We start from the raw sequence: 24959 nt of genomic DNA on the forward strand, positions 1-24959 counted from the left end.
CGCTTCGCTTCACCCTTGACGGGCTCCCCTCCAGCGCAGGTTTCGTTTTGCGGAGGACGGCCGAAAAATGGCCCCGGGGAAGGTCCGGGGAGTGGTCGCTCGCCGTTGCCGGGCGGCGGGTGTGTGGGTGGAGGCTCCGGGAAACGGCCGATGTTGTTCGTTGTCGTGTCTGCCGGTGGGTGGGGTGTCGGCTATGGGTGGCGGGAGCGTGCGTCTGATGGCTGCCGGTGGGGGTGCGCCGACCTCAATGGGGCTGCTGGCCTGGGCTTGGCGGGTGCGGGCCGCCGTTGGGCTGGTGCTCAAGCTGGTGGCTGGTCTTCGTCTGGGGTGGGGGCACGGCGGAGCGTGCCCCGCGCCTCGGGGTTCAGGGGGTGGGGTCGGAAAGTGGGACGTTTTCGCGGGAAAGTGTCCTACTTCTGGGATAGCTCTCGGCGTCGCTGGCGCCTCATCCGCCGCTTGTCGGTGCCGACTTCGATGAATGTCCCGACCCGGACGGACATCCGGCGCGACGGGCGGCGGGAAGTAGGAAGTGGGTTGCCAGGGAAGGGGGCGGTAGGGACATATACGTTGGGCGCACATGTCCGCGCGAGAGGTGAGGATATGTGCGCCCAACGTATATGTCCCTGCGCGGGTATCTCGCTCCGCACGGGTATCTCGGGAGAGGGCGTCTCGCATTGGCCATGAGCCCAGCACCCCTCCACCCACTCACGCCAGCCACCAGCTTGAACGTTGGCCAGGATGACGGCCCGCACCCGCGAGTCAACGCCAGCAGCCCCATTCAAGTCGGCGCACCCCCACCGGCCGTCACAGGCGGACGCTCCCGCCACCCATAGCCGACACCCCACCCACCGGCATGCACGACGACATTCCACCCGGGCCGCTTCCCGGCGCCCCCACCCACCAGCCCGCCACCCGGCAACGGCGCGCGGCCACTCCCCGGACCTTCCCCGGGGTCCGTTTTTCCGGGTCGCCCCCCTCAAAACCCAGCGCTGGAGGGGAGCCTGTCAAGGGTGGAGCGCATGCGACATCGGCGAAGCCGACGCGACGCAGGAGCGCCCTTGACGGGCTCCCCGGAAGCGCGACCATGAAAAGAGGGGCGGCCCGTGCCTGCACGTTGTGGTTGGGGTCCGCCCCGGTGGCGGCCCGTGCCTGCACGTTGTGGTTGGGGTCCGCCCCGGTGGCGGCCCGTGCCTGCACGTTGTGGTTGGGGCCCATCCCGGCACCGGCTCGTGCCGCTCGCGCCCCCGGTACGGGGCCCCGATACCGCCGAGCCCCGGGGCGAGCAGGCTGTATCCGTACAGGCACGTGGCCAGAGGACCCGCTCCCTGAGACGGTTCGCGCCCTCCGGCAGGAGCTCTAAAGCGCTCGCTGCGGAGTCCGGGGGAGGGCGAGGAAGGCGGCCCAGGCAGTGGGGGAGGTGGTGAGCGCGGGGCGGGTCACGTCCTTGGAGTCCCGGACGTGGATGGCGGTGGGGCAGGCCGCGACCTCGACGCACTCGCCCTGGCTGCCGCTGTAGCTGGACTTGATCCACTCGATGGCGACCTCGACGCACTCGCTTCCCTGATCGCCGCTATAGCTGCTCTTCCGCCAGTTCAGGGCCGTGATCATAGCTCCTGTGCCACCTTCGCGATCAGTTCTCTGGACTCGTCGGGAGTGAATGCTAGTGATTGGAGTACGCCGTACGTTCCGCTCAGGTTGCTCACATCAATTGCCGCCGTGATGAGGCGACTTGTTCGATGCCCTTCAACGTAGGCGATGTGCCGGTGGTCACCCGTCTCCAGAAGGGTCATGTACCCCAGAATCCCTGGGTGGGACTGCACGCTGTGAGGCAGCACCTGGACCCGGACATGGCGGAGCGTGCTGAGTTCGAGGATGTGTCCAAGCGCACCCTTGAGGGTTGAGCGACCTCCCAGCGGGCGCGTAAGGGAGCTCTCTTCAAGCACAAAGGTGAGATCGGGGGCGTGCTTGCGGTGGAACAGGGCTTGGCGCTTCATTCGCATCGCCACTCGCTGTTCGACCTGTTCGTCGTCGGCAGTTGGGTGGGACCCGGACCTGTTGACTGCTCGCGCATACTCCTCCGTCTGGAGCAAGCCAGGGAAGGCCATGCTCTGGTAGGAGCGGATGGAAGCAGCGGTCTCTTCCTCTTGGAGGTACTCATCGAAGTCCGCGTTGGTGTACGGGGTTTCCTCCTCCTCTTCGTCCCCGAACTCCGACTTCGCCACCCTGATGAGTGCCTCTTGCGCACCCAGCGCGGCGTCCGCTGCGAGCACGAAGGTCCACTTGGGGCGGCGCTGCCCTCTCTCCACCATGGCGATTTGCGACTTGGAGAACCTGAGGCGCTTGCCCAACCCCTCCTGGGAGAGTCCTGCCCGCTCGCGGAAGAAGGCGAGCAGGGAGCCGAACGTCCGAGAGCCTCGACCACTGGAGTGCACAACCCCCACCTTCCCGTGCACTTCTCGGCACACAGTCACTGTGTCCCTGGTCACGGTAACGTCGGCGCATCAGTCTTTGCCGTATGGAACGGAAAAGTTCACCGGCACTGATGCCGGACTGGGTCCCCGCCACCGGACACGCCCTGCGCCACGCAGGCATCCACTTCGATGCGATCCGCATCGGCGGCTTCCTCGGGGAGCATGTCGCCTACCTCCTCATGGAGTTCACCGATTTCCGGGCGGGCCCGATCGTGCGCGAATACACCGGCGACGAGTACCACTACTTCCTGTTGCCACCGCAAACGGCGGCCGGTCACGTATGGCCGGCGGGGGCCAGAGCGCTGACCCGGGAAGCGGGCGCGCTCGCCTTCGTCGGCGTACCGGCAATGGCGGGGGAGACGTACCCACTGGGCTGGCGATCGCTGCCGACGCGCGAAGTGCCGTTCGTTGAGGTGGAGTTGTTGCAAGAAATGGTCACGCGGGCGGCAAGTGCGCTACGGTGACCGCGTCATGACGTTCTGTCACTGCCCTGAGGGTGGTGATGGGGCGGTCCCCGGAGGTGTGCAACCACCGTCCGGGAACCTTCACCACGAGGATCGAGAAAGGATCCCCGGGATGCTTCGGCATGTTATCGCGCCCTCGCGCGCCTTCATCAAGGTCCCGCACACCTTCGTGCGCTCCGTCGCGCTCGGCAGCGACGCCAAGGTTCTGCTGATTCACGTGTGCGGCCTGCACGAGGACCAGCTCCGCAAGCCCCTCAGCGAGCACGCCGCCGATCTCGGCTTCAAGAGCAGTGCGTACAAGAGGGCGAAGAAGGAGCTTGTCCAGCACGGGTACGTACGGGACGTCCGGTACCAGGCGCAGGGCGGGCTGTGGGTGACCTCGCAGCAGGTGACGAACGTACCGTGGGAGTTTCCGGGTGATACGGATCGGGCGGTCGGTGGTCGAGGCGGCCCGGCGGTCGGCGCCTCCCAACCCCTAGATGACAACGATGAGACGCAACAGACCTACCCCCCTGCCCCCACCGAGCCGGAGGCCGAGGTCGACCCGGACGTCGAGTCGTTCGCCGAGGCGGCGGTGCAGCGGTGGGAGGAGCGGGACGACGGCAAGCCGCCGACCGGTGAACTCGCCCTCGCCGAAGAGGTGTTGCTGTCGCTGCGGCACGCCGACAAGACCCTCTATCTCGGGGTTCGGGAGGCCCGGAAGCTGGCCGTGGTCGCGGCGGAGTGGCTGCGGCGCGGGATCTCGCCGAAGGAGCTGCGGCGGGTGCTGGGGACGCAGTTGCCGCCCGGTGGGGCCCGGTCGGCGGTGGGGCTGCTGGGGCACCGGCTGCGGGCCAAGATGCCGCCGGTTCCGACGCCGGAGCAGGCGAAGCGGTTGATGCCGTTGCCGGAGGAACGGGCGGCGCGGCGGGCGCGGCCTGCGGCGATGGTGGAGTGCGCGGGGGGCGGGGACCGGGCGGCGCACATGTTCCGGCCCGTGGCGGACGAGGACACGTGCGGGCCGTGCCGGGTGGTGATCGCCCGGAAGGTACGGGAGGGGCTCGGGCTGCCCCCGGAGCCTGCGCCGCAGGCCCCTGAGCTGCCGGGATGGCGGGAACGGCTGGGCGCGGCGGGGGTTGCCCTGCCGGGGCTCAGGGGCGGCTAGCCGGGCCCGCCCGGCAAATGTCGCGTGCGGTCCATCGCCGCAATGGTGTTGGGTACGGGCCCATGACGATCGTTGTGAGCGAGCCCGGCGTCGACGGACTGACCGGGGCCGTGGACGCGCTCCGTGCGTGGCAGGACGACCGGACGCCGTTGCAGCTTCACCCGGGGGACCTCGGCTGGGCCTGGGCGCTGGGCGCGGAGAGGCTGGCCGCTGCTGTCCGTACGTGGAGTGCGGGCGGGCGGATCGTCGCCGTCGGCTACCTGGACGGCCCCGATGTGCTGCGGCTGACCACCGCGCCGGACCTGCGCCAGGACGAGGCCCTGGCGCGGCAGTTGCGGGCGGATCTCGACGATCCGGAGCGGGGGGTTCTGCCGTCGGGGCCGGTCGGCCTTGAGGTGCCCAGCGGTGCCCTGCTCCGTGAGGTTCTGCTGGAGGCGGGGTGGAAGGTGGACGAGCCGTGGACGCCGTTGCGCCGCGACCTCGCCGGGCCGGTGGAGGACTCCGGGCTCCGGATCGAGGTGGCCGGTCCGCGGACGGCGGGGGTGCGGACCGCCGTGCACCGCTCGGCGTTCGGCAGCCCGATGTTCACCGAGGCGGTCTGGCACGTGCTGGCGGCCGGGCCGGTGTACGCCGACGCCCGCTGCCTGATCGGTTACGACGACCGGGACAACGCGGTGGCCGCGGTGACCGTCTGGTCGGCCGGGCCCGGCAGGCCCGGTCTGCTGGAGCCGCTGGGCGTCCACGCCGACCATCGCGGGCGCGGACACGGCACGGCGATCAGCGTCGCCGCCGTGAACTCGAACGCCGGCGCCGTCGCCACGTACAAGGCGGCGGGATACGAGGCATCGCCCGAGCGGCTGGACGTCGTCCGGGCCGACTGAACGTCCGAAGATCCGGCGGCGGACCGTCCCCTACGAGGCGGGCGAGTTCCCCGCCGGAGGCCCCACCGCCGTGTACTCCACCGCGACGCTCAGCACCGCCAGCACCGCGAAGACCACCGCGAGCGTGCCGTGCCCGAAGCCGTGGAGGGCCAGCGCGCCCACCGCGAAGACCGCCAGCTTGAGGGCGATCTCCGCGCCGACCGGCAGCGGGAACCTCGGCCCGCCCGCCGCGAGGAACGCTCCCCACACCGCCGCCGCCAGTGCCGCGCTCCCGACGCCGAGCACGACCCCGGTGAAGGTGTTCGTACCGGTGGCCAGGCCCCAGAAGAACAGGGCCGCCAGGAGCCCGGCCTCCAGGGCGAGCGCCAGCGCCGCGTTGGTGACGGTGACCGGCGTCCAGGTGCGGGCCGACACGGGCCCGGGTTTCGCGACTCTCACGGGGTGACGATACGGCCGGAACAATCAAATCCGGCGGGAAAGGCGGGAGTTGCTGCCGCAGGGCGAGAGAGCAGGTTGTCCCGAAGTGCCTCCCGTACGGCTCTGCGGGATGATCACGGCATGGGACATGCACACGGGCACCTGCCGTCCACCGAGGCCGCCGTCGTCGCGATCCGTGAGGTCGCGAAGGAGTACGGGCGCGAGGTGACCGTCACCGACGACATCGGGACCGACCAGGTCACCCGGCGCACCGACGCCGGGGTCTTCGCGACGACGGACGGGGGCGGGGCGCTGCCGCACGACGCGTTCGTGGAGATCGGGGGCGGGGCGCCCACCGTCTCCGTACAGCTCTATGCGGACGGGGACGCGCGCTTCGTGGTGGACGGGGTCGACGTTCCGGACGTACCGCGTGATGCCGTGCCCGTGTTCCTGCGGTCGGTGTACGGCGGGCTGGCGTACGTGAAGGGGCGCTTCTTCCCGCCGGGGTACTTCCTGGTCGTACCGCTGCCCGGCGACGAGACGTTCAAGGAGCTGGTCCCCTCCTCCCTGCTGTCGCCGTGGCTGGCGGGGCGGGTGCGGTAGCTGCTCGCGCTCATGCGGCGGCGGAGGCGGGGTAGCGGGCTGCCATGAGAAGACAGACGGCACTCGATGTGACGCTCGCGGCGGCCAAGGACGGGCCGCCGACCGCCATGACCTGGGTGATCATGGCGTTTCTGCTGGTCATGGGCCTCGTGCAGGTGATCAGGCCGCAACTGCTCTGGCGGATGAACCGCGGCCTCCAGCGCGGGTACGTCAAGGACGTGGACGCCACCGAGCCGACTCGCAAGGGGTACGCGCTCCAGCGGGTCGTCGGGGTGATCTTCCTGGGCGTGCTCGGGTGGATGTTCGTCAGTGCCCTGACCTGAAGTCCTGCCCGCTCAGCGGCAGTTGGGGCCCGTCCAGTCCGGGTCGTCCTGGGCGGTGGGCAGGGCGCGGTAGCCCTCCGAGTAGTGGTTCGTCCAGCCGCAGACCCCGCACGCGTACCGGCCGTCCAGGCCCGCTATCTCCGTGCCGCAACGGCGGCAGTTGGTGTACGTGATCTCGGGCGGGGCGGGGGACGGCCGCTGGGGCTTACGCGAATTCATGATTCACGGAGTATGCGGCACCGACGCCCCACGCCTGGTGCATCGCGTCGGCGAAGGCCGCGGCGAGTTTGTGTTCGCCGGTGGGGCCCGGGTGCGTGCCGTCGTAGGTGTCCGTGTGGATGTCGTACGTCGGGTGGGGCGTGGCCAGCAGGAGGGGCGAGCCGGGGCGGTCCTGGTCGGCGACCGTCTTGGCGAGGAGTTCGTTGAAGCGCGCGCACTGGGCGGCGAAGGGTGCGTCGCGTTCGGCGCGGACGTTGGGGATGACGGGGTGGATCGCGATGCTGACGTGCGGGTCGGCGGCGCGGGCCTCGGCGAGGAAGAGGGCGAGGTTCGCGGCGGTCTGCTCGGCGTTCGTGTAGAAGCCGAGGTCGATCAGGCCGAGGGAGACCAGGAGGGTGTCGGCGCCGGTCGATTCGATTGTCGAGCGGATCGCGGGGGCCATGTGCAGCCAGCCCTCGCCCCAGCCGGCCAGGTGGCGGCGGGCGGTGAACTCCGGGTCGGCGTAGGCGTCGGAGGTCGGGGCCGCGGTGGCGGGGTCGTAGAGCGTGGTGCGGGGGCCCACGATGTCGTACTCCCCGGGCAGGGTCGCTTCCAGGTGCTGCCACATGCGGTAGCGCCAGGTGTAGTCGCCGGGACAGCCGATGGTCATGGAGTCACCGACGAAGAGGAAGCTGCGCATCCGGTCATCATCGGGGATGCGGGGCGGCGCTTGCATCGTGATGCTGAACACTTGGGCGTATGCGCATCTCTCGTGGTCGTCGTACGTGTGTGGTGGTGGCCGCCGTGGCCGGCCTGGTCGTCGGGTCCCCGGCGGTGGCCGTCGCGGACGACGGGGGGTTCACCATCAAGGACCCGCGGATCACCGAGTCCAGCGGGCTCGCGGCCAGCCGGGCGCACCCGGGCGTGTACTGGACGCACAACGACCAGGACGGGCCGTACGTGTACGCCGTGGACTCGACGTCCGGCGAGACCGTCGCGCGGATCACCATGAAGGGCGTCGGGAAGCCGCGCGACATGGAGGCGATCTCGGTCGGCCCGGACGGCGACGTGTACGTCGGCGACATCGGGGACAACCTGGGCGGGAGCTGGGACCACGTGTGGATCTACCGCTTCCCCGAGCCCAAGGAGCTGAAGGACCAGACCGTACGGACCACCCAGTACGACGTGAAGTACGCCGACGGGGCGCGCAACGCGGAGGCGCTGATGGTCCACCCGAAGACGGGGCGCGTCTACATCGGCTCCAAGGAGGAGGACGGGGCGGGGCTCTACGAGGGCCCGGAGAAGCTGACCACCGGGCGGACGAACGTCTTCCGCAAGGTGCACGACATCCCGTGGGTGACCGACGGGGCCTTCTCGCCCGACGGCAAGCGACTCGTGCTCCGCTCGTACCTGTCGGCGCAGAGCTACCGGTGGCCCGAGATGGGCGAGGGCGAGGCGCTCGGCATCGGGTACCGGGGGCAGTCGGAGTCGGTGACGTTCACCCCGGACGGGCGGACGATGCTGTTCGGGGCGGAGGGGGAGCAGAGCGAGGTCTATGCGTTGAAGGTGGAGGGTGACGCGGACGCGCCCTCGGGGGGCGCCTCCGAGGGGTCCGCCTCCGAGTCGCCCTCGGGTGAGCCCCCGCGGGCGGAGGACACGGGCCTGTCCGGCAAGGGCGTCCTGGTGCTGGGGCTGGCGGGGGTGGCGGTGCTGGCGTGGGTGAGGTTCCGGCGTAAGCGGTGAGGGGGGTACCGAGCCTCGGCCCGGTACCCCCGTGCCGGGGCTAGCGGCTCAGGCGGCGGAACCTTCGGACCGCCAGCGGCAGGAAGATCGCCGTGACGATCAGGGGCCAGACCACCGCCATCAGGATCGCGTTCTCCTCGACCCAACTGCCGCCGCTCGCCACCGGATTGCCGAAGAGCTCCCGGGCTGCCGTCACCGTTGAGGACACCGGGTTCCACGCGGCGATCGTGCCCAGCCAGTCCGCCATCAGGGACGGGGCCACGAAGACCGAGGAGATCATCGTCAGCGGGAACGCCACCGCGAACAGCCCGCCCGCCCCCTCCGGCGTCGGGATCAGCAGGCCCAGCCACACGCCCACCCAGATCAGGCTGAAGCGCAGCAGCAGGAGCAGGGCGAAGGCGGTCAGGGTCTCCGCCGGGCTTCCGTCGGCCCGCCAGCCGATCGCCAGTGCTGTCGCCACCAGGATCGTCAGCTCCGCCGCCGCGATGACCAGGTCGGCGAGGCCGCGGCCCGTCGCGACCGCGGAGGTCGACATCGGCATCGAGCGGAAGCGGTCGATGACCCCCTTCGAGGCGTCGTTGACCATCGCCACGGTCGTGTTCATGAACCCGAACGCCATCGTCGAGGCGAACATCCCCGGCATCAGGAAGTCCTTGTAGTCGCCCCCGCCCGGCACCATCATCGCCGCCCCGAAGACAAATCCGTAGAGCAGGACGGTGACGATGGGGAAGCCCAACTGCCAGACGATCAGGGTGGGTTGGCGCTGGTAGTGGGTGAGGCTGCGGCGGGCGAGGTTCCAGCCGTCGGTGATGGCCCAGGACAGGCGGTGGCCGGTCGGGGGTGCGTCGAGTGTGTTCGGCTGCGTGAGGGTCATGCCGCGACCTCCTCGGTGCGGGTGGTGCGGTCGGGCTGCTCGGTGAGGTCCGTGCGGTGGCCGGTCAGGGTCAGGAAGACGTCGTCCAGGCTCGGCCTGCGCAGACTGATGTCCTCCACCGCGATCCCCCGGTCCTGGAGGGTGCGCGCCACCTCGGTCAGGGCCGTCACCCGGTCCCGTACCTGCGCGTGCACCTTCCGTTCCACCTCCTCGTGCTCCGGGGCGACTTCGGCCACCGCGGCGACCACCCTCAGGACCTCCGGGAGGTCCGCCGCCTGCTCCGCGACGACCTCGATGCGGTCCCCGCCGACCGTGCGCTTCAGCCCGTCCGGGGTGTCGTCGGCGATGGCCCGGCCCTGGTCGATGACCGTGATGTGCGAGGCCAGCCTGTCGGCCTCCTCCAGGTACTGGGTGGTGAGCAGGACCGTCGTGCCGCGCGCCACCAAGTTCCTTACGGAGTCCCAGACTTCGATACGGGCCCGGGGGTCGAGCCCCGTCGTCGGCTCGTCCAGGAAGAGGACGTCCGGGGCCAGGATCATCGACGCGGCGAGGTCCAGACGGCGACGCATGCCGCCGCTGTAGGAGCCCGCGTTCTTCGCCGCGGCCTCGGTGAGGTCGAACTGCTCCAGGAGTTCCGCGGCCCGCGCCCGGGCCCGCCGCGCCCCGAGGTGGAAGAGGCGGCCGAACATCTCCAGGTTCTGACGGCCGCTCAGGATCTCGTCCACCGCCGCGTACTGGCCGGTGAGGCCGATCCGCGTCCGTACCGTACGGGCCTGGCGTACGACGTCCAGGCCCGCCACCTCGGCCTGCCCGCCGTCCAGTGACAGCAGGGTGGCCAGGGCCCGCACCGCCGTGGTCTTCCCCGCCCCGTTCGGGCCGAGCAGGCCGTGCACCGTGCCGCGCCGGACGTTCATGTCGAAGCCGTCGAGGGCCTTCTTCTCGCCGTAGGTCTTGCGCAGGCCCCGTGCCCGGACCGCGTGGTCGTGTGTGCCGGTGTGGTTCGTGCCGATGTCGTTCATGGAGGTCCCCTTCCCGTTGAACTGAGTACACCGTACCCTAAAGCGAGTACAGCGTACCCAGTTCTAGGGAAATAGGGTGGCGGCATGAGCGGAACCAAGGACACAGAGGGCACCGAAGAGGTGGCAGAGGTGGCAGAGGCCGAAGAGGTGACCGAGGCCCGGGTCGGCGCGCTGCGGCCCAGCCTCGAACTCCTCTGGGGAACCGGCGAGCGCCCCGCCCGCGGCCCCAAGCGCGGCCTCTCGCTGGCGGCGGTCGTCGAGGCGGGGGTCCGCATCGCCGACGCGGAGGGCATCGACGCCCTCTCCATGCGGCGGCTCGCGAACGAACTCGGCACCGGCACGATGTCGCTCTACCGGTACGTCCCGGGCAAGACGGAGCTGCTCGACCTGATGCTCGACACGGTCCAGGGCGAACAGGTCGCGATGCACGACCCGACCCGGGCCGAGGACTGGCGCGGGGCGGTCACGGCCATCGCGTACGGGACGCTCGAACTGCACCGCAGGCACCCGTGGCTGCTCAAGGTCAACGAGAGCCGGACCCTGCTGGGCCCCGGCTCCCTGCGCGGCCTGGAGGTGTCGCTGACGGGTCTGCGCGGCCTGACGGGCTTCTCGGACCCGGAGCTGATCTCGGTGCTGATGGCGGTGCAGAGCTTCGCCACGGGCACCGCGCGCAGGGAGACCGAGACGACGGAGGCGGCGGAGGAGACGGGCCTGAGCTACGAGTCGTTCTGGGAGGGGCAGCGGCCGTATCTGGAGCGGGCGATGACGAGCGGCGACTACCCCGTGATGGCCGCCCTCTCCGAGGACGCCTTCACCCCGTCCTTCGACCACTTCGCCTTCGGCCTGGAACGCCTGCTCGACGGCTTCGCGGTGCTGGTCGCGGAACGAGCGCGCCGCTAGGGGCGCGGGGAACTGCGCGAGCAACCCCCGGAAGAGCGACGAAGGGCCCGGCGCTCAACGCACCGGGCCCCTCGTCACGTACACCGGGCAAGCGTCAGAGCTGCTCGATCACGTAGTCGATGCACGCCGTCAGCGCCTGCACGTCCGCCGGGTCGATCGCCGGGAACATCGCCACCCGCAGCTGGTTGCGACCCAGCTTGCGGTACGGCTCCGTGTCGACGATGCCGTTGGCGCGCAGGGCCTTGGCGATGGCGGCGGCGTCGATGTCGTCGGAGAAGTCGATCGTGCCGATGACCTGCGAGCGCTGCGCCGGGTTCGAGACGAACGGCGACGCGTGCTTCGAGGTCTCCGCCCAGGAGTACAGGGCGTTCGAGGAGGCCGCCGTGCGCTTGACCGCCCAGTCCAGGCCGCCCTGCTTGTTCAGCCACGTCAGCTGCTCGTTGAGCAGGAAGAGCGTGGAGAGCGCCGGGGTGTTGTACGTCTGGTTCTTCAGCGAGTTGTCGATCGCCGTCGGCAGCGAGAAGAACTCCGGGACGTGACGGCCCGAGCCGTGGATGCGCGCCGCGCGCTCCAGGGCGGCGGGCGAGAAGGCCGCCAGCCACAGGCCGCCGTCCGCCGCGAAGGACTTCTGCGGGGCGAAGTAGTAGACGTCCGTCTCGGTGATGTCGACGGGCAGACCGCCGGCGCCGGACGTGGCGTCCACCAGGACGAGGGAGCCCTCGTCGGCGCCCGCGACCCGCTTCAGCGGGGCCGCGACACCGGTGGAGGTCTCGTTGTGCGTGTACGCGTACACGTCCACGCCCGCCTCGGCCTGCGGCTCCGGGTGCGTGCCCGGGTCCGAGGAGATGACCGTCGGGTCGGCCAGCCACGGGGCGAGCTTGGCCGCCTTCGCGAACTTCGAGGAGAACTCGCCGAAGGACAGGTGCTGGGACTTGTTCTCGATCAGGCCGTGCGTCGCGACGTCCCAGAAGGCGGTGGAACCGCCGTTGCCCAGGATCACCTCATAGCCCTCGGGGAGGGAGAAGAGGTCGCGTACGCCGTCCCGAACCGAGCCGACCAGGTTCTTTACCGGAGCCTGGCGGTGGGACGTGCCCATGAGGGAAGTGCCGGTGGCGGCAAGCGCGTCGAGCGCCTCCGTCCGTACCTTGGAGGGGCCCGCGCCGAAACGGCCGTCGGCGGGCTTGATGTCAGCGGGAATCTGGATCTCAGCCACGAGCCGGAGCGTAGCCGCTTGTGGGGGCCGGTCGTTACATCCGTCCGGCGGATGAGACGACTGCCACTCCGGCTCGTGTCGTACGTTCGTACATCGATGCGTACGGAGAACTGGCTGGTCAGGCCTGCCTGCCCAGGTGGAGCAGGCCTGCCCGCCCTGGTGGATCAGGCCTGCCCGCCCTGGTGGATCAGGCCTGCTTGCCCAGGCGCACCGGGACCTCGACGAGGTCGTTCTGCGTCACGACCGCCTTGTTGCGCAGCTCGGACGCGGGCACCGCGAGGGTGAGGTCGGGGAAGCGCGCGTACAGCGCCGGGAGGGCGACGGCCGCCTCCAGGCGGGCCAGCGCGGCACCGGGGCAGACGTGCGGACCGTACCCGAAGGAGATGTGCTTCGTACCGCTCTGACGGGTGACGTCGAAGTCCTCCGCCGTCTCGCCGTGCACGAGTTCGTCGCGGCCGAGCGCGCCGAAGGAGACGACCAGGCCCTCGCCCTTGGGCAGGACGGTGTCGCCGACCTGGATGTCCTCGGTGGCGTACCGGAGCAGGACGTGCGAGGTCGGGGTGGACCAGCGCAGGGTCTCCTCGATGACGGCCTCCCACGACACCTCGCCCGCGAGGACCTTCGTGCGCTGCTCGGGGTGGGTCTCCAGGCCGATGACGGCCTGCAGGATCAGGCTGATGGTCGTCTCGTGACCGGCGACGATCATCACCTTGATGGTGTTGAGGATCTCCTCCTCGGTGAGCTGGTCACCGGCCTCGGAGGCGTCGAGGAGGGCCGAGGTCAGGTCGTCGCCGGGGTGCGCGCGCTTCTCGGTGAGCACGGCGGAGAAGATGTCGTCGATCTCGGCCAGCACGCGCGGCATCTCGCCCGGCTCGGTCTCGCTGGAGAAGAACCGGTCGAAGACCTCCTTCAGGCGCGGGCGGTCGACCTGCTCGACGCCCATGAGGGCGGTCACGACCCGCATCGGGAGAGGCTGGGCGAACTCGGCCTTGAGGTCCACGACTTCGGTGGCCGTGCGGTCGCCCAGCGCTTCGAGGAGGGTGTTGGTGATCGCCTCGATGTTGCCGCGCAGCCGCTCCACCCGTCGTACGGTCAGGGCCTGGGCGACCAGGGTGCGCAGGCGGCGGTGCTCCGGGCCGTCGACGGTGAGCATCGAGCGGCCGGGGGCGACGAAGCCGATCAGCGGCCAGTCCATGGCGATCTCGCCGCGCTGCCAGGCGTTCCAGTGGCTGATGTCCTTCACCAGGCGCGGGTCGGTGAGGAGCTGGCGGGCCTCGGTGTGGCGGGTGACCGCGTAGCAGGGGACGTCGCCGGGGAGCGTGATGCGGGCCAGCGGACCGGCGGCGCGCAGGGCGGCGCCCTCGCCGACGAGGTCGCGGACGAGGGGGTCCAGGGCTATGGGGTCGGGGTTCTTCCCGGAGTACGGGCAGGTCTGCGCGGTGGTCATCGGTGGCCTCCGAGGGCGGGAGTGGGCGTGAACGTCACCGGCAGCGCGGTCATCCCGCGCAGCCAGGGGGACGGACGGCGGGTGAGGTCTGCGGCGGGGACGGCCAGGTCCAGGTCCGGCAGCCGGTCGAGCAGCACCTCGACGGCGGTGCGGGCGATGACCTCGGCGGTCTCCTGCGCGGTGAACGGGCAGCGGTGCTCGCCGTGCCCGAAGGAGAAGAAGGCGTTGTTGCCGCCGGTCAGGACGGATGCGTCGGTACGGACCTGGGGGTCGCCGTTCGCCGCCGCGAGCCCGAGCAGGACCAGGTCACCGGCGGCGATGGCGCGGCCGCCGAGCCGGGTGTCGCGGGCGGCCCAGCGGCCCGCGACGTTCTGGGTGGGGGTGTCCTCCCAGAGGACCTCGTTCATCGCCTCGGCGACGCTGTGCCGGCCGCCCGAGAGGGACGCGGTGAAGCGGTCGTCGGTGAGCATCAGGCGCAGGGTGTTGCCGATCCAGTCGGCGGTCGGCTGGTGGCCCGCCGCCGCCATCACCATCAGGTCGAACGCCACGTCGGCGGGCGTGAACCCGCTCTTCTCCGCGAGCGCCAGCATCCGGGAGGCGACGTCGGGGCCCGGGTGCTGCGCCTTCTCCGCGACCAGGGCCAGGATCGTCTGCTGGACGTGGCTCTGCCCCGCGAGGGCGCGCTCCCGGCCGTCGACCATGTCGACCAGGGCGGACACCAGGTCCGGGCCGTGCTCGTCCGGTACGCCGTACACCTTCGCCAGGACGCGGACCGGGAGCAGCATGGCGTACCGGCTGATGATGTCGGTCTCGCCGGTCGTGCAGAACTGGTCGATGAGCCCGTCCGCGAACTCCTCGGCGTACCGCCGCAGTTCGAAGGGGTCGATCGCCTCCAGCGCATCGCTGATGACGGCGGCGCGGGCCTGGTGGCGGGGGCCGACGGTGTAGAGGATCGACGGCTGCTCGCGGCTGATCATGGGGGCGAGCGGCCAGCCCTCGGGGAGCTTGTCCCACTGGTTCCACCGGGTGGAGTCGCGGGTGAAGAGGGCGGCGTCGGTGGTGACCTGGTGCAGTTCGCGGTAGCCGACGACGAGCCAGGCGGGGACGTCGCCGGGGAGGGTGACCGGGACGACGGGGCCGTGCTCGCGGCGCAGGTCGCGGTAGAGGGTGGTGGGGTCGGTCTGGAAGCGGGGCCCGGAGAGGGGGACCGCCGGCGCGTGCGCCGGGCAGCCGGGGGGTGGTGTGGTCACTTCTCGGTGCTCCCTCGGGCCGCGGTGGACAGGGCGTACAGGTGCTGTACGAGCGTGATCAGGACGTTCTTGGACGACTCCCGGTCGCGGGCGTCGCACGTGATCATCGGTACGTGTTCGGGGAGGTCCAGCGCCTCGCGCACCTGGGCGTCGGTGTGCCGGGAGGCGTCGCCGAAGTCGTTGCGGGCCACGACGAAGGGCGTGCCGTGGTGCTCCAGGCGGTCGATGGCGTACCAGGAGTCGGCGAGGCGGCGGGTGTCGACCAGGACGACCGCGCCGAGGGTGCCGGAGAACAGGCGGTCCCACAGGAACCAGAAGCGTTCCTGGCCGGGGGCGCCGAAGAGGTAGAGGACGGTGCGGGGGTCGATGGATATCCGGCCGAAGTCGAAGGCGACCGTGGTGGAGGTCTTGGTGCTCGCCTTGTCGAGGTCGTCCACGCCCTCGCCCGCGCGGGTCATCGTCTCCTCGGTGTTGAGGGGACGGATCTCGCTGACGGAGCGCACGAGGGTGGTCTTGCCCACGCCGAAGCCGCCGACGACGACGATTTTGAGGCCGTTGTCGGCGGTGCGGGGCAGGGTTCTTCTGTCCGCCCGGGGGGTGTGCAGCACGGGTTCAGAGGTTGCGGAGGCCAACGAGCACCTGCTCCAGGAGTTCGGGTTCGGGGAGTGCGGCGGATTCGGGGGCGGGGCGCGGGTGGCGGGCGCTGATCCGGCCGGTGTCGAGGAGGTCGGCGAGCAGGATGCGGGTGATGCTCACCGGCAGGCCGAGCTCGGCGGCGATCTCGACGACGGCGACCGGGTAGTCGCACATGCGCAGGATCGCCACGTGCTCGGACTGCATGCCGGGCGTCGGGGCGCTCTCCGCGACGACCAGGGTGACCAGGTCGAACGCGTCCGAATGGGTCCGGCTGCGGCCGCCGGTGACGGTGTAGAGCCGGTCGGGGGAGTCGTCACGGCCGGGGCGGGCCTTGGCGTGCGCCGGGACGGATGCGCTGTCCCCGGTGCTCATGCGGTGAGGGTGCTGTCGGCGTCCTTGGTGGTGCGGGGTTCGGCGCTGAGGTAGTCGCCGAGCTGCTCGATGAGTTCGCTCATGTTGTGGCCGATGAGGCCGACGTCGGAGTCCTCGCCCGCGACGACCGCGAGGTGGGCGCCCGCACCGGCCTCGACGATGAACAGGATGCCGCCGTAGAACTCGGCCATCGCCTGCCGCACGCCGCCGCTGCCGTCGCCGAACTCGATCGAGGCGCCGTGCGTCAGGCTCTGGATGCCGGCGGCGATGGCGGCCAGTTGGTCGGCCTGGTCGACGGAGAGCTCGGGAGTACGGCAGAGCTTGAGCCCGTCCCGGGACAGAACGAGGGCGTGACGGGCGCCGGGGGTGCGCTCCAGGAGGCTCTCCAGCAGCCAGTTGAGCTTTTCGTCGGTGGTGGCGGTCATGAGCTTTCTTGGCCTTCCGGGAGGGGGCGTTGCGTTCGGGTGGGGTATGGGGTGAGTTGGTGGGGACGGGGACGGGGACGGGGACGGGGACGGGCGCGGGGCGGGGACGGGATGGCTGCCCGGAGGGCATGCCATCAGGGGCGCGGGGCTGTGTCCATGTGCGGCTCCGCCGCGTGGGCGCGACCAGACGGGCTCGCTGCCGCTGGGGAGCGCACCCTAGGGGCGCGGGGAACTGCGCGACCAGCCACCCACCCACCCGCACGGAACCGTGCAACAGCCCCGCGGGTTTAGGTGAAGGGGCGGGGCTGGGGACCCCCTTGCCCAGGCAGGGCAGGGCCGCACCCTCTCAAGGCCCGGACACCTCGTCCACACCCCCCTCCCCCGACGCGGCAGCCCGCCCCTGCACAGCCTGCCGAAACGTGCTGAACCGATTCACCGCACTCCTCCGAGCCGCCGCCTCGGGAGCCGGCCTGGCCGGCGCCTCCGCCCCGTCCGGATGCGCGGCCGCCAACGTCCGCCCCCGCTTGCGCTTGGGCAGCCCGCTCTCCCCGAACTGGGGCAGCCCACCGGTGGTGTCGGACCCCTGCACGGGCGCCGCGGCGACCTCGGCGGGCAGGACGTGCTCGCCGGGCCGGACAGCCTCCACGGCCTCCGGGGCCTCCGGGGCCTCCGGGGCCTCCGGTGCCTCCACCCGGGCATGCTCCCGACGCCGTACGGGAAGCGTCGTGGGCTCCTCCCGTACGCCATGACCAGCAACCGGCGCTGCCACGGGAACCGGACCCGACGCACGCACCGCCCCCTGCGCAGCCGGCACCGGCACCGGCACCGGCGGCACCACCTGCGTCACCAACTCCTGCGGCAGCAGCATGAGCGCCCCCGTCCCACCCCGCGCCGACGGCCTGAACGACACCGTCAGGTTGTGCTTGCGCGCCAGACACCCCACCACCGCGAGCCCGAGCCGCGTCCCCGACAGCCCCGTCAGATCCAGCGGCGTCTGCGCGCACACCGCCCTCTCCGCACGCCGCAGCTGGACGTCGCTCATGACCAGCCCGCTGTCCTCGACGGTGATGATGACCCCGGCCGGGACCTCCTCCACGTACACGTGCACCTCGGCCGTGGGCGGCGAGAAGTTCGCCGCGTTGTCGAGGAGTTCGGCCAGCGCGTGCATGACGCCCTCGGCCGCGTGCCCGGCGACGGCGACCTCGCTCGTGGAGTGCAGCCGGACCCGCTGATAGCCGTTGATCCGGCCCATCGCGCCCCGCAGTACGGACTCCATCACGATCGGCTTCGCCCACCTGCGGCCGGACCGCGCACCCGTGAGGACGGCGATGCTGTCCGCGAGCCGGCCCGCCTGGGCGGTGCGGTGGTCCAGGTGCAGGAGGTCGCCCAGCACGTCCTCGTCGGTGTGCCGGTGCTCCATCTCGCGCAGGTCCGCGAGCATGCCCGTCGCCAGGGCCTGCATACGGCCCGCCGCGTTCGCGCACGCCGACATGGCCGCCGCGCGGGCGGCCTCGCCGCGGCCGACCTCGGTGGCGAGGAGGTCGAGCAGGGCCCGCGCGTTGGGGTTGTCCAGGTCGCCGAGTCCCCGCGTCGCGGTGTTCAGCGCGGTGGACGCGGAGTCGCCCGCGCGCAGCCGTGTGACGAGCTGCGGGAGGGTGTCCCCGATGAACCGGTCGGCGTCCTCCTGCCCGCGCGCGAGGACGCCCGCGAGGGTGCGTGCGCGCAGCGTGGCGTGCACGGCGGCGGTGACCGCGACGGCCAGCAGCAGGGCCGCGGCCCCGCCGCCCCAGGCCACCGGGGCCTTCACTTCGGCGGGAGCGAGCAGTACCGCTCCCAGGACCAGCAGGCCGCCGACGACCGCAGAGGTCGACAGGGCCAGTGCGGACGCGCGGCGCAACGACATGGGAAGGGGGCCTCTTGGGGTGGCGAGCCGGTGGGGTGCTCGGGGCGGCGATCCGGAAGCGGAATGTCCGCCTAAAGCGTGCTCACTATAGGAGAGTTGATGATCAGTTGGGAAAGTTCTTGTTCGTATTTCCCAAGGATGAGAAGGACAAGACAGTCGACTCCGCCCGATTCCGTGCACCCTGCATCCTGGAGGCATGGCTGAACGACAGGGTGAGACGACCGAGTTGGCAGCAGACCTGAGGGCGGCCGTGCGCGGAGAGGTGTCCTTCGACGCCGCCGCCCGCGCCCTCATGACCATGGACGCCTCGAACTACCGGCGGGTCCCGCTGGGCGTCGTCGCCCCGCGCGACGGCGACGACATCGCCGCCGCCCTCGCCGTCTGCCGGGCGCACGGCGTGCCGGTCGTCCCGCGCGGCGGCGGCACCTCCATCGCGGGCCAGGCCACCGGCACCGGTGTCGTCCTGGACACCACCCGGCACCTGAACGCCCTCCTGGACCTCGACCCCGCCTCCCGTACGGCACGCGTCCAGCCCGGACTCGTACTCGACGACCTGCGGTCGGCCGCGGCCCCGCACGGGCTGACCTTCGGGCCCGACCCGTCCACGCACAGCCGCTGCACCCTCGGCGGCATGATCGGCAACAACTCCTGCGGCTCGCACTCGGTGGCCTGGGGCACCACCGCCGACCAGGTCCGCGCGCTGGACGTCCTCACGTACGGCGGCGACGCACTGCGCCTGGCGCGCGGCGGCTGGGAGGCGGCACCGGAAGCACTCCTGCGCACAGGACTGCGCACCCTGGTGGACAAAAACCTCGCACTGTTGCGCACGGGTTTCCCCGAACTCCCGCGCCGGATCTCCGGTTACGCCCTGGACGCCCTGCTGCCCGAGCACGGCGTCGACCTCGCGCGCGCCTTCTGCGGCAGCGAGGGCACCCTCGGCGTGGTCACCGAGGCCGTCGTCTCCCTGGTCGAAGCGCCCCGCGCGCGGGCGCTCGCCGTCCTCGGGTACGCCGACGAGAGCGCGGCGGCCGAGGCCGCGCCCGGCATCCTTCCCTTCGGGCCGCTGACCGTGGAGGGCATGGCCGCCGACCTCGTACCGGAACGGGAGCGGGGGCTGCTGCCGCGCGGGGCGGCCTGGCTGTTCGTCGAGACCGGCGGCGAGAGCCCCGAGGAGGCCCGTGCGCGGGCGCAGGAGATCGTCCGGGGCGCGGACGCCGTCGACGGCACGGTGGTGGCCGACGCCGCCGGGCAGCGGGCCCTGTGGCGCATCCGCGAGGACGCCAGCGGCACCGCCACCCGGATGCCCGACGGCTCCGAGGCCTGGCCCGGCTGGGAGGACTGCGCGGTGCCGGTGGCCCGCCTGGGCGCCTACCTGCGCGACTTCCGGGCCCTGCTGACCGCGCACGGGCTGCGCGGGACCCCGTACGGGCACTTCGGCGACGGCTGCATCCACGTCCGCATCGACTTCGACCTCCTGCGGCGCGAGGGCGTCGCCCGCTTCCGCGCCTTCTCCGAGGAACTCGCCGACCTGGTCGCCGCCCACGGCGGTTCCCTCTCCGGCGAGCACGGCGACGGCCAGGCCCGGGCCGAACTCCTCCCGCGCATGTACGGCCACGAACTCGTGCACCTCTTTGAGGACTTCAAGGACGCCTGGGACCCGGCGGGCGGCATGAACCCCGGAATGCTCGCCCGCCCCGCCCGCCTGGACGAGAACCTGCGCTTCGCCGTCCTGCCGCCGCAGCCGGTGCCGGGCGTCGCCTTCGCCTACCCCCACGACGGCGGCGACTTCTCCGCCGCCGTGCGCCGCTGCGTGGGCGTCGCCAAATGCCGTACGACGACCACCACGACCGGCGTCATGTGCCCCTCCTTCCGCGCCACCGGCGAGGAACAGCACTCCACGCGCGGGCGTGCGCGCCTGCTGCACGAAATGCTCGCCGGTGAGGTGGTGGAGGACGGCTGGCGCTCGAAGGAGGTGCGCGACGCCCTCGACCTGTGCCTGTCCTGCAAGGGGTGCCGGAGCGACTGCCCGGTGGGCGTCGACATGGCCACGTACAAGGCGGAGTTCCTGCACCACCACTACGCGGGCCGCATCCGTCCCGCCGCGCACTACGCGCTGGGACGGCTGCCGCAGTGGCTGCGGATCGCGTCACCGGTGTCGGTGCTCGTCAACACCGCCGCATCGGTGCGCCCGTTGGCGTCGCTCGCCAAGTGGGCGGCCGGGATCGCCCCGGAGCGGCCGATCCCGCAGATCGCCTCGCGGACCTTCCGGCAGTGGGCGCGCACCCGGCCCCGTACACCCGCCCCCGCGTCCGCCCCCGTCGTCACCCTGTGGCCGGACACCTTCACCAACCACCTGTCGCCGGGCGTGGGCATCGCGGCCGTACGGGTGCTGGAGGCGGCGGGGCTGCGGGTGCGGCTGCCGCGCGCCGGGCTGTGCTGCGGGCTGACGTACGTCTCCACGGGACAGCTCGACCGGGCCAGGGAGGTCATGCGCCGAACCCTGGCGGCGGTGCCCGCGGACGCACCGCTGGTGGTGTTGGAGCCGAGCTGCGCGGCCGCCCTCAAGAGCGACCTGCCGGAACTGCTGGGCGACGACCCGCGCGCCGCCGAACTGGCGGCGAACGTCCGGACCTTCGCGCAGGCCCTGGAGGAGTACGCGCCGCACTGGACGCCGCCGCGCCTGGACCGCGCCGTGGCGGGCCAGACGCACTGCCACCAGCACGCCGTGCTCGGCGACGGCGCGGAACGCCGGCTGCGCGAGAAGGCGGGCCTGACGGGAGACCTGGCCCAGGGCTGCTGCGGGCTCGCCGGGAACTTCGGCTACGAGCGCGGGCACTACGGGGTCTCGGTGGCCTGCGCGGAGGAACACCTCCTGCCCGCGGTCCGGGGCGCCGACGGGGCGGTGGAACTGCTCGCCGACGGCTTCTCGTGCCGTACGCAGGCCGAACAGCTCTCCGGACGGCGACCCCGGCACCTGGCGGAAGTGCTCGCCGAGGGGCTGGAGGGGCCCGTGGACGCCGTGCCGGACGGCGCGGGGGCTCCCGGCGGTCCTGGTGTCGGCGAGGTTCCCGGGGGCGACGCGGCGGGCTGAGCGGTGGCGGAGGGTCCGGCCCCGGGGTGCGTCGCCGTCGCCGTCCCAGGGGCCGGAGCGGTGGGCCGCGCCGTCCCGGCCGGGTGCGGCGACGCGGTGGCGGAACTGCCGGACGAGCCCCACGGAGGCTTCGGCAGCGGCTTGAGGTGGATGCGGTAGTGCGGTGCGCGGGAGGCGGACGCCCCGGAGTGCGGGGGCTTCGACGCCTTGGGCGCGGTCGGGCTGAACGGCAGCGCACTGCGGCGGACGGGCACCGGCTCCGGTGTCAGGCCCGTCGACCATCCGGTGGCGGTGGCCACCACGCCGGTCAGCGCGACGGTGGCCAGGACCGCCCGCGACAGCGGCCGTTTCGCCGTCGCCACGGCTGCGGCCCGCAGCAGCCGTCGCAGGAAGCGCCCCAGCAGGCACACGATGCCGATCAACGGCAGCAGGAGCAGTACCAGACCGAGCACCGCCACCGCCCCGGCCGCCGCATCCCCCTGCGACAGGGTGTCGAAGGCCGCCGTCACCTGTGCGGACAGCGACCGCAGCGCCGTCGTGGCGATCCGGGGCAGGTTCCACAGGCTGTAGCCGAGGTCGGCCAGCATCAGGGGGATGACCGCGAGCACCCACACGGTGACCGTGACACGAGCCCGGCGGGTGAGCCGCACGGACTCCGCCGCGCCCTCCTTGGGCCTGAGGCGCAGGGCGCTGCGCAGGATCGGCACCACCTGTCCGTACAGGTCGGGCACTCCCGCCACGTCCGCCAGGATGTAGTAGCCGTCCAGGCGCACCACGGGCACCAGTTGCTCGAACACCTCGAAGTGCCCGAGGTAGACGGCCGCCAGCAGCACGTCCCAGTGGGTCCGGCCGTAGAGGGCGGTCAGCGCCACCATGAACAGGACGTTGAAGTACACCCCGCCGAGGTCGGTGCGCAGCCGCCCCGCCCGGCTGATCCGGTAGACGTCCGTGACGTCCGTGTACAGCGAGGGCCACAGCAGGTAGATCCCGCAGCCGATGCGTCCGGGCCTGGCGCCCCCGTAGTGACAGGCGGAGGCGTGCCCGAACTCGTGGAACACCAGGGAGGCGACGACGAGCCCGAACACGGCCAGTAGCAACAGGGGTTGGTCCAGCACCGTCAGCAGCGACGACACCGCCCCGTGCACCAGGAACAGCCAGCAGTCCATCGCCACGGCGGCGGCGAGTACAAAAACGACCGCCCAGGGCCGGTGCAGCCACGCGAGAGTGCGCGCGATCACCGCGACGGCGCCCGGCGGGAACAGCGTGCCGCGCCCCATCAGCCCCAGCAGCAGTGAGGAACGCGGAACATCGGGCGCCAGGGCGGCGTCCTCCTGCCCCGGCGGTGCGGTCACGCCCAGCGGCTCCAGCTTGCGCTCCACCAGGAAGGCGATGTTGTCCGCGCTCACCTCCCTGCCGTACGCGGCGGAGACCCGCTCGGCGACGGCGGCCACGTCGCGCACGCCGTCGATCGACGACGCGGTGAGATGCAGGAGGTACGAGAGGTGCACGGTCTGGCCGTCCGCGCGGCGCGCGATGTAGACGGGCTCGGCATAACCGGAGCCTTTGTACAGGCCGTGCAATTGGAGGCCTTCGGTCAGGCGCGGCGGGGGGACGGGGAACGGGATTTCGTTCTCTGTCGGGACGGCGGAAACAGGAATCATGAAAGGCCGGTCGCAGGATCGGAAAATGGCGGAATGCGGGCAGCGTGAAGGGTGCGGTGATCCGGTGCGGTGATTCGATGCGGTGATCCGGCGCGGTGATCCGGTGCGGCGTCGGTACCGGGGTCCGCCGCCGCACCGGTGTTCAGGAACCGCTCAGAGTGCTGTCCAGGCGCTGCTCAGCAGTGGTGCGTCGGCTCGCAGTGCGCGGGGCCGTGGTGGGCCGGGCCGTGATGTACGGGCGCGTGGTGGGCCGGGCTGTGGTGGTGCGTGGGCGTGTGGTGCGCCGGAGGCTGGTGGTGTGCGGGCGTGTGGTGCGCGGGCGCGTGGTGCGCCGGCTGGTGGTGGACCGGCGCGTGGTGCACCGGGGTGTGGTGGACCGGCGCGTGGTGGGCCGGGGGCGGGCACGGCGTCGGGTGGTGGCCGGGCGTCGTGCAGTTGAACTTCAGTACGCCCAGGGCCTCCCGGTTGGGCAGCAGGCCCGCGTCCTGCGCTTCGAGTTCTTCGATGCTGAGCATGTGGCTCTCTCTCGCTCAAGGGCTCGGCAGGCCGGGCGCGGGGAATTCCCGTGCCGTCGTGCCGACTTGACGAGAGAAACGCTAGGGGTGGCGCAAGTAATGCGACAAGCGCTAATGGGAATTGCCTGGCCTAAAAGAAGGCAAAGCGATTTCGAATTCGAGAACGATAAATGTTTTGTGAGGCCGGGGCGGGGCCGTCCACGGGGTGCGGGGCGGGGCCGTCCACGGGGTGCGGGGCGGGGCCGTCCACGGGGTGCCGGACGGTGCGCCCGCAGGGCGTCGGCCGGTCGCGGAAGCACGTCCCCGCCCCTCAACCCCCCGTGCCATCATGGGAGTACATCCCATTGAACGCGAGGTGCACCACAGTGAACGCCGCTGAGCCGCAAGGCACCCAGGGTGCCCCGGCCCCCCTCCTGGACGCGGAAGCCGCCGCCGCAGCAGCCACCACTCCCGCCACCCAGCGACGGCGTGCCACCGGCCTGGGCCCCGTGGCCCTCGTCGTGGCGGGCGGGCTGAGCGTCCAGTTCGGCTCGGCGCTCGCCGTGCTGATCATGCCCAGGACCGGCGCCCTCGGCGTCGTCACCCTGCGGCTGGCCGTCGCCGCCGTCGTGATGCTCCTCGTCTGTCGCCCCAGTGTGCGCGGCTACAAGCGCCGGGACTGGGGCACGATTCTTGTCTTCGGTGTCGCCATGGCCGGTATGAACGGCCTCTTCTACCAGGCCAGCGACCGCATCCCGCTCGGCGCCGCCGTCACCCTGGAGGTGCTCGGCCCGCTCGCGCTCTCCGTCTTCGGCTCCCGGCAGTGGTCGAGCGCCCTGTGGGCGGCGTTGGCGCTCGCGGGAGTCGCCCTGCTGGGCTCGTCCGGCTTCGGTGGCCTCGACCTCGTCGGTGCGGCCTTCGCGCTCTCGGCGGGCGCGTGCTGGGCCGCGTACATCGTCTTCAGCGCCAAGACCGGACGCCGCTTCCCGCAGGCCGACGGGCTCGCCCTCGCGATGGCCTTCGCGGCCCTCCTCACCCTCCCGCTCGGCGTTCTGGAGGCGGGCGGCAAGCTGCTGGACCCGGTGACGCTCGGCCTCGGTGCGGCCGTCGCGGTGATGTCCTCGGTCCTGCCGTACACCCTCGAACTGATCGCCCTGCGCCGGATGCCCGCCCCGACTTTCGCGGTCCTCATGAGCCTGGAGCCCGCGATCGCCGCCGGGGCCGGATTCCTCATCCTGCACCAGGCGTTGTCGCTGGTCGACGCGCTGGCGATCGCCCTGGTGATCGGTGCGAGCGTCGGTGCGGTGCGCAGTCAGACGGGGCGCAAGGTGCCCCAGAGCTAGGCAATTCGGCCCCACGGAACAGCCCCTGCGGGATTCAAGCACGCTTGCTTGTTTCTCCGGGGGCTGTCATGCTCCCGGGCACGCAGC

General features: G+C 71.7%; 24 protein-coding genes. 9 read left to right on the plus strand and 15 right to left on the minus strand.

What is annotated here, in order from left to right:
- Positions 1-1356: 1356 nt before the first annotated feature.
- Complete coding sequence (locus tag ACIO3O_RS31615; RefSeq protein WP_401751847.1) at positions 1357-1608, minus strand: DUF397 domain-containing protein; 252 nt, start codon at positions 1606-1608, stop codon at positions 1357-1359.
- Positions 1605-2432, minus strand: coding sequence for a helix-turn-helix domain-containing protein (locus ACIO3O_RS31620; protein ID WP_401751849.1), 828 nt, complete (start codon positions 2430-2432; stop codon positions 1605-1607). Before ACIO3O_RS31620 ends, ACIO3O_RS31615 begins: the two co-directional genes overlap by 4 nt.
- A gap of 83 nt (positions 2433-2515) precedes the next feature.
- On the opposite strand from ACIO3O_RS31620, the gene ACIO3O_RS31625 reads away from it, so the two are divergent.
- From ACIO3O_RS31625 to ACIO3O_RS31635, 3 genes are all read left to right on the plus strand, one after another.
- The gene (locus ACIO3O_RS31625; RefSeq protein WP_401751851.1) at positions 2516-2935 is read left to right on the plus strand and encodes a hypothetical protein; all 420 of its coding nucleotides are present in this window, start codon (positions 2516-2518) and stop codon (positions 2933-2935) included.
- A gap of 112 nt (positions 2936-3047) precedes the next feature.
- Entirely contained in the window at positions 3048-4079 is a 1032-nt protein-coding gene (locus ACIO3O_RS31630) for a hypothetical protein (RefSeq protein WP_401751853.1), read from the plus strand.
- A gap of 62 nt (positions 4080-4141) precedes the next feature.
- The gene (locus tag ACIO3O_RS31635; protein ID WP_401751854.1) at positions 4142-4960 is read left to right on the plus strand and encodes a GNAT family N-acetyltransferase; all 819 of its coding nucleotides are present in this window, start codon (positions 4142-4144) and stop codon (positions 4958-4960) included.
- Between the two features lie 30 nt (positions 4961-4990).
- Here ACIO3O_RS31635 and ACIO3O_RS31640 read toward each other — a convergent pair whose 3' ends face one another.
- Positions 4991-5398, minus strand: coding sequence for a YrdB family protein (locus tag ACIO3O_RS31640; RefSeq protein WP_401751856.1), 408 nt, complete (start codon positions 5396-5398; stop codon positions 4991-4993).
- Positions 5399-5518: 120 nt separating this feature from the next.
- On the opposite strand from ACIO3O_RS31640, the gene ACIO3O_RS31645 reads away from it, so the two are divergent.
- On the plus strand, positions 5519-5980 hold the full coding sequence (locus ACIO3O_RS31645; RefSeq protein ID WP_401751858.1) for a hypothetical protein: 462 nt from the start codon (positions 5519-5521) through the stop codon (positions 5978-5980).
- Positions 5981-6024: 44 nt separating this feature from the next.
- The gene (locus ACIO3O_RS31650) at positions 6025-6303 is read left to right on the plus strand and encodes a DUF6199 family natural product biosynthesis protein (RefSeq protein WP_401751860.1); all 279 of its coding nucleotides are present in this window, start codon (positions 6025-6027) and stop codon (positions 6301-6303) included.
- 12 nt (positions 6304-6315) lie between these two features.
- Here ACIO3O_RS31650 and ACIO3O_RS31655 read toward each other — a convergent pair whose 3' ends face one another.
- Entirely contained in the window at positions 6316-6522 is a 207-nt protein-coding gene (locus ACIO3O_RS31655; RefSeq protein ID WP_401751862.1) for a hypothetical protein, read from the minus strand.
- Positions 6509-7237 carry a GDSL-type esterase/lipase family protein gene (locus ACIO3O_RS31660; RefSeq protein WP_401751864.1) on the minus strand — a complete coding sequence of 243 codons (729 nt, stop codon included), beginning with the start codon at positions 7235-7237 and terminating at the stop codon, positions 6509-6511. Before ACIO3O_RS31660 ends, ACIO3O_RS31655 begins: the two co-directional genes overlap by 14 nt.
- Before the next feature lie 23 nt (positions 7238-7260).
- Between ACIO3O_RS31660 and ACIO3O_RS31665 the strand changes: the two genes are divergently transcribed.
- Positions 7261-8244 (plus strand): WD40 repeat domain-containing protein, encoded by a 984-nt coding sequence (locus tag ACIO3O_RS31665; protein ID WP_401751866.1) that lies wholly within the window; start codon positions 7261-7263, stop codon positions 8242-8244.
- Between the two features lie 40 nt (positions 8245-8284).
- On the opposite strand, the gene ACIO3O_RS31670 is transcribed toward ACIO3O_RS31665, so the two are convergent.
- Together ACIO3O_RS31670 and ACIO3O_RS31675 are read right to left on the minus strand one after the other, a co-directional pair.
- The gene (locus tag ACIO3O_RS31670; RefSeq protein WP_401751867.1) at positions 8285-9118 is read right to left on the minus strand and encodes an ABC transporter permease; all 834 of its coding nucleotides are present in this window, start codon (positions 9116-9118) and stop codon (positions 8285-8287) included.
- Positions 9115-10137, minus strand: a complete 1023-nt coding sequence (locus ACIO3O_RS31675; protein WP_401751869.1) for an ATP-binding cassette domain-containing protein — start codon at positions 10135-10137, stop codon at positions 9115-9117. Before ACIO3O_RS31675 ends, ACIO3O_RS31670 begins: the two co-directional genes overlap by 4 nt.
- An 84-nt stretch (positions 10138-10221) precedes the next feature.
- On the opposite strand from ACIO3O_RS31675, the gene ACIO3O_RS31680 reads away from it, so the two are divergent.
- A complete protein-coding gene (locus ACIO3O_RS31680) occupies positions 10222-11037 on the plus strand; it encodes a TetR/AcrR family transcriptional regulator (protein WP_401751870.1) in 816 nt (271 codons plus the stop codon).
- Between the two features lie 94 nt (positions 11038-11131).
- Here the strand turns inward: ACIO3O_RS31680 and serC are convergent, their stop codons facing one another.
- The 7 genes from serC to ACIO3O_RS31715 form a co-directional block, all read right to left on the minus strand.
- Positions 11132-12250 (minus strand): phosphoserine transaminase, encoded by a 1119-nt coding sequence (gene serC, locus ACIO3O_RS31685; protein WP_401751871.1) that lies wholly within the window; start codon positions 12248-12250, stop codon positions 11132-11134.
- Positions 12251-12437: 187 nt separating this feature from the next.
- A complete protein-coding gene (locus tag ACIO3O_RS31690) occupies positions 12438-13697 on the minus strand; it encodes a cytochrome P450 (protein ID WP_401751873.1) in 1260 nt (419 codons plus the stop codon).
- Positions 13694-14947 carry a cytochrome P450 gene (locus ACIO3O_RS31695; protein ID WP_401751875.1) on the minus strand — a complete coding sequence of 418 codons (1254 nt, stop codon included), beginning with the start codon at positions 14945-14947 and terminating at the stop codon, positions 13694-13696. Before ACIO3O_RS31695 ends, ACIO3O_RS31690 begins: the two co-directional genes overlap by 4 nt.
- Complete coding sequence (locus tag ACIO3O_RS31700) at positions 14944-15552, minus strand: GTP-binding protein (RefSeq protein WP_401752105.1); 609 nt, start codon at positions 15550-15552, stop codon at positions 14944-14946. The genes ACIO3O_RS31695 and ACIO3O_RS31700 overlap by 4 nt, the downstream gene beginning before the upstream one ends.
- Before the next feature lie 7 nt (positions 15553-15559).
- On the minus strand, positions 15560-15955 hold the full coding sequence (locus ACIO3O_RS31705) for a DUF742 domain-containing protein (RefSeq protein WP_401751876.1): 396 nt from the start codon (positions 15953-15955) through the stop codon (positions 15560-15562).
- Entirely contained in the window at positions 15952-16380 is a 429-nt protein-coding gene (locus tag ACIO3O_RS31710) for a roadblock/LC7 domain-containing protein (protein WP_401751878.1), read from the minus strand. The genes ACIO3O_RS31705 and ACIO3O_RS31710 overlap by 4 nt, the downstream gene beginning before the upstream one ends.
- 346 nt (positions 16381-16726) lie before the next feature.
- Positions 16727-18283 (minus strand): sensor histidine kinase, encoded by a 1557-nt coding sequence (locus tag ACIO3O_RS31715; RefSeq protein WP_401751880.1) that lies wholly within the window; start codon positions 18281-18283, stop codon positions 16727-16729.
- A gap of 196 nt (positions 18284-18479) precedes the next feature.
- Between ACIO3O_RS31715 and ACIO3O_RS31720 the strand changes: the two genes are divergently transcribed.
- The gene (locus ACIO3O_RS31720) at positions 18480-21374 is read left to right on the plus strand and encodes an FAD-binding and (Fe-S)-binding domain-containing protein (RefSeq protein WP_401751882.1); all 2895 of its coding nucleotides are present in this window, start codon (positions 18480-18482) and stop codon (positions 21372-21374) included.
- A gap of 1837 nt (positions 21375-23211) precedes the next feature.
- Here ACIO3O_RS31720 and ACIO3O_RS31725 read toward each other — a convergent pair.
- On the minus strand, positions 23212-23550 hold the full coding sequence (locus ACIO3O_RS31725) for a hypothetical protein (RefSeq protein WP_401751884.1): 339 nt from the start codon (positions 23548-23550) through the stop codon (positions 23212-23214).
- 365 nt (positions 23551-23915) lie between these two features.
- On the opposite strand from ACIO3O_RS31725, the gene ACIO3O_RS31730 reads away from it, so the two are divergent.
- Positions 23916-24872 (plus strand): EamA family transporter, encoded by a 957-nt coding sequence (locus ACIO3O_RS31730; RefSeq protein WP_401751886.1) that lies wholly within the window; start codon positions 23916-23918, stop codon positions 24870-24872.
- The last annotated feature ends 87 nt before the right edge of the window (positions 24873-24959 follow it).

This window comes from Streptomyces sp. NPDC087440, from assembly GCF_044744005.1.
In the GTDB taxonomy this organism is placed as follows: Bacteria; Actinomycetota; Actinomycetes; order Streptomycetales; family Streptomycetaceae; genus Streptomyces.

Excerpts from the sequence above, each read along its gene's own strand:
- ACIO3O_RS31720 (WP_401751882.1), top strand. The coding sequence starts at position 18,480 with ATGGCTGAACGACAGGGTGAGACGACCGAGTTGGCAGCAGACCTGAGG.
- ACIO3O_RS31665 (WP_401751866.1), top strand. The coding sequence starts at position 7,261 with ATGCGCATCTCTCGTGGTCGTCGTACGTGTGTGGTGGTGGCCGCCGTG.
- ACIO3O_RS31635 (WP_401751854.1), top strand. The coding sequence starts at position 4,142 with ATGACGATCGTTGTGAGCGAGCCCGGCGTCGACGGACTGACCGGGGCC.
- ACIO3O_RS31675 (WP_401751869.1), bottom strand. The coding sequence starts at position 10,137 with ATGAACGACATCGGCACGAACCACACCGGCACACACGACCACGCGGTC.
- ACIO3O_RS31715 (WP_401751880.1), bottom strand. The coding sequence starts at position 18,283 with ATGTCGTTGCGCCGCGCGTCCGCACTGGCCCTGTCGACCTCTGCGGTC.
- ACIO3O_RS31630 (WP_401751853.1), top strand. The coding sequence starts at position 3,048 with ATGCTTCGGCATGTTATCGCGCCCTCGCGCGCCTTCATCAAGGTCCCG.
- ACIO3O_RS31655 (WP_401751862.1), bottom strand. The coding sequence starts at position 6,522 with ATGAATTCGCGTAAGCCCCAGCGGCCGTCCCCCGCCCCGCCCGAGATC.
- ACIO3O_RS31645 (WP_401751858.1), top strand. The coding sequence starts at position 5,519 with ATGGGACATGCACACGGGCACCTGCCGTCCACCGAGGCCGCCGTCGTC.
- ACIO3O_RS31670 (WP_401751867.1), bottom strand. The coding sequence starts at position 9,118 with ATGACCCTCACGCAGCCGAACACACTCGACGCACCCCCGACCGGCCAC.
- ACIO3O_RS31625 (WP_401751851.1), top strand. The coding sequence starts at position 2,516 with ATGGAACGGAAAAGTTCACCGGCACTGATGCCGGACTGGGTCCCCGCC.
- ACIO3O_RS31690 (WP_401751873.1), bottom strand. The coding sequence starts at position 13,697 with ATGACCACCGCGCAGACCTGCCCGTACTCCGGGAAGAACCCCGACCCC.
- ACIO3O_RS31710 (WP_401751878.1), bottom strand. The coding sequence starts at position 16,380 with ATGACCGCCACCACCGACGAAAAGCTCAACTGGCTGCTGGAGAGCCTC.
- ACIO3O_RS31615 (WP_401751847.1), bottom strand. The coding sequence starts at position 1,608 with ATGATCACGGCCCTGAACTGGCGGAAGAGCAGCTATAGCGGCGATCAG.
- ACIO3O_RS31650 (WP_401751860.1), top strand. The coding sequence starts at position 6,025 with ATGAGAAGACAGACGGCACTCGATGTGACGCTCGCGGCGGCCAAGGAC.
- ACIO3O_RS31680 (WP_401751870.1), top strand. The coding sequence starts at position 10,222 with ATGAGCGGAACCAAGGACACAGAGGGCACCGAAGAGGTGGCAGAGGTG.
- ACIO3O_RS31660 (WP_401751864.1), bottom strand. The coding sequence starts at position 7,237 with ATGCAAGCGCCGCCCCGCATCCCCGATGATGACCGGATGCGCAGCTTC.
- ACIO3O_RS31725 (WP_401751884.1), bottom strand. The coding sequence starts at position 23,550 with ATGCTCAGCATCGAAGAACTCGAAGCGCAGGACGCGGGCCTGCTGCCC.
- ACIO3O_RS31705 (WP_401751876.1), bottom strand. The coding sequence starts at position 15,955 with ATGAGCACCGGGGACAGCGCATCCGTCCCGGCGCACGCCAAGGCCCGC.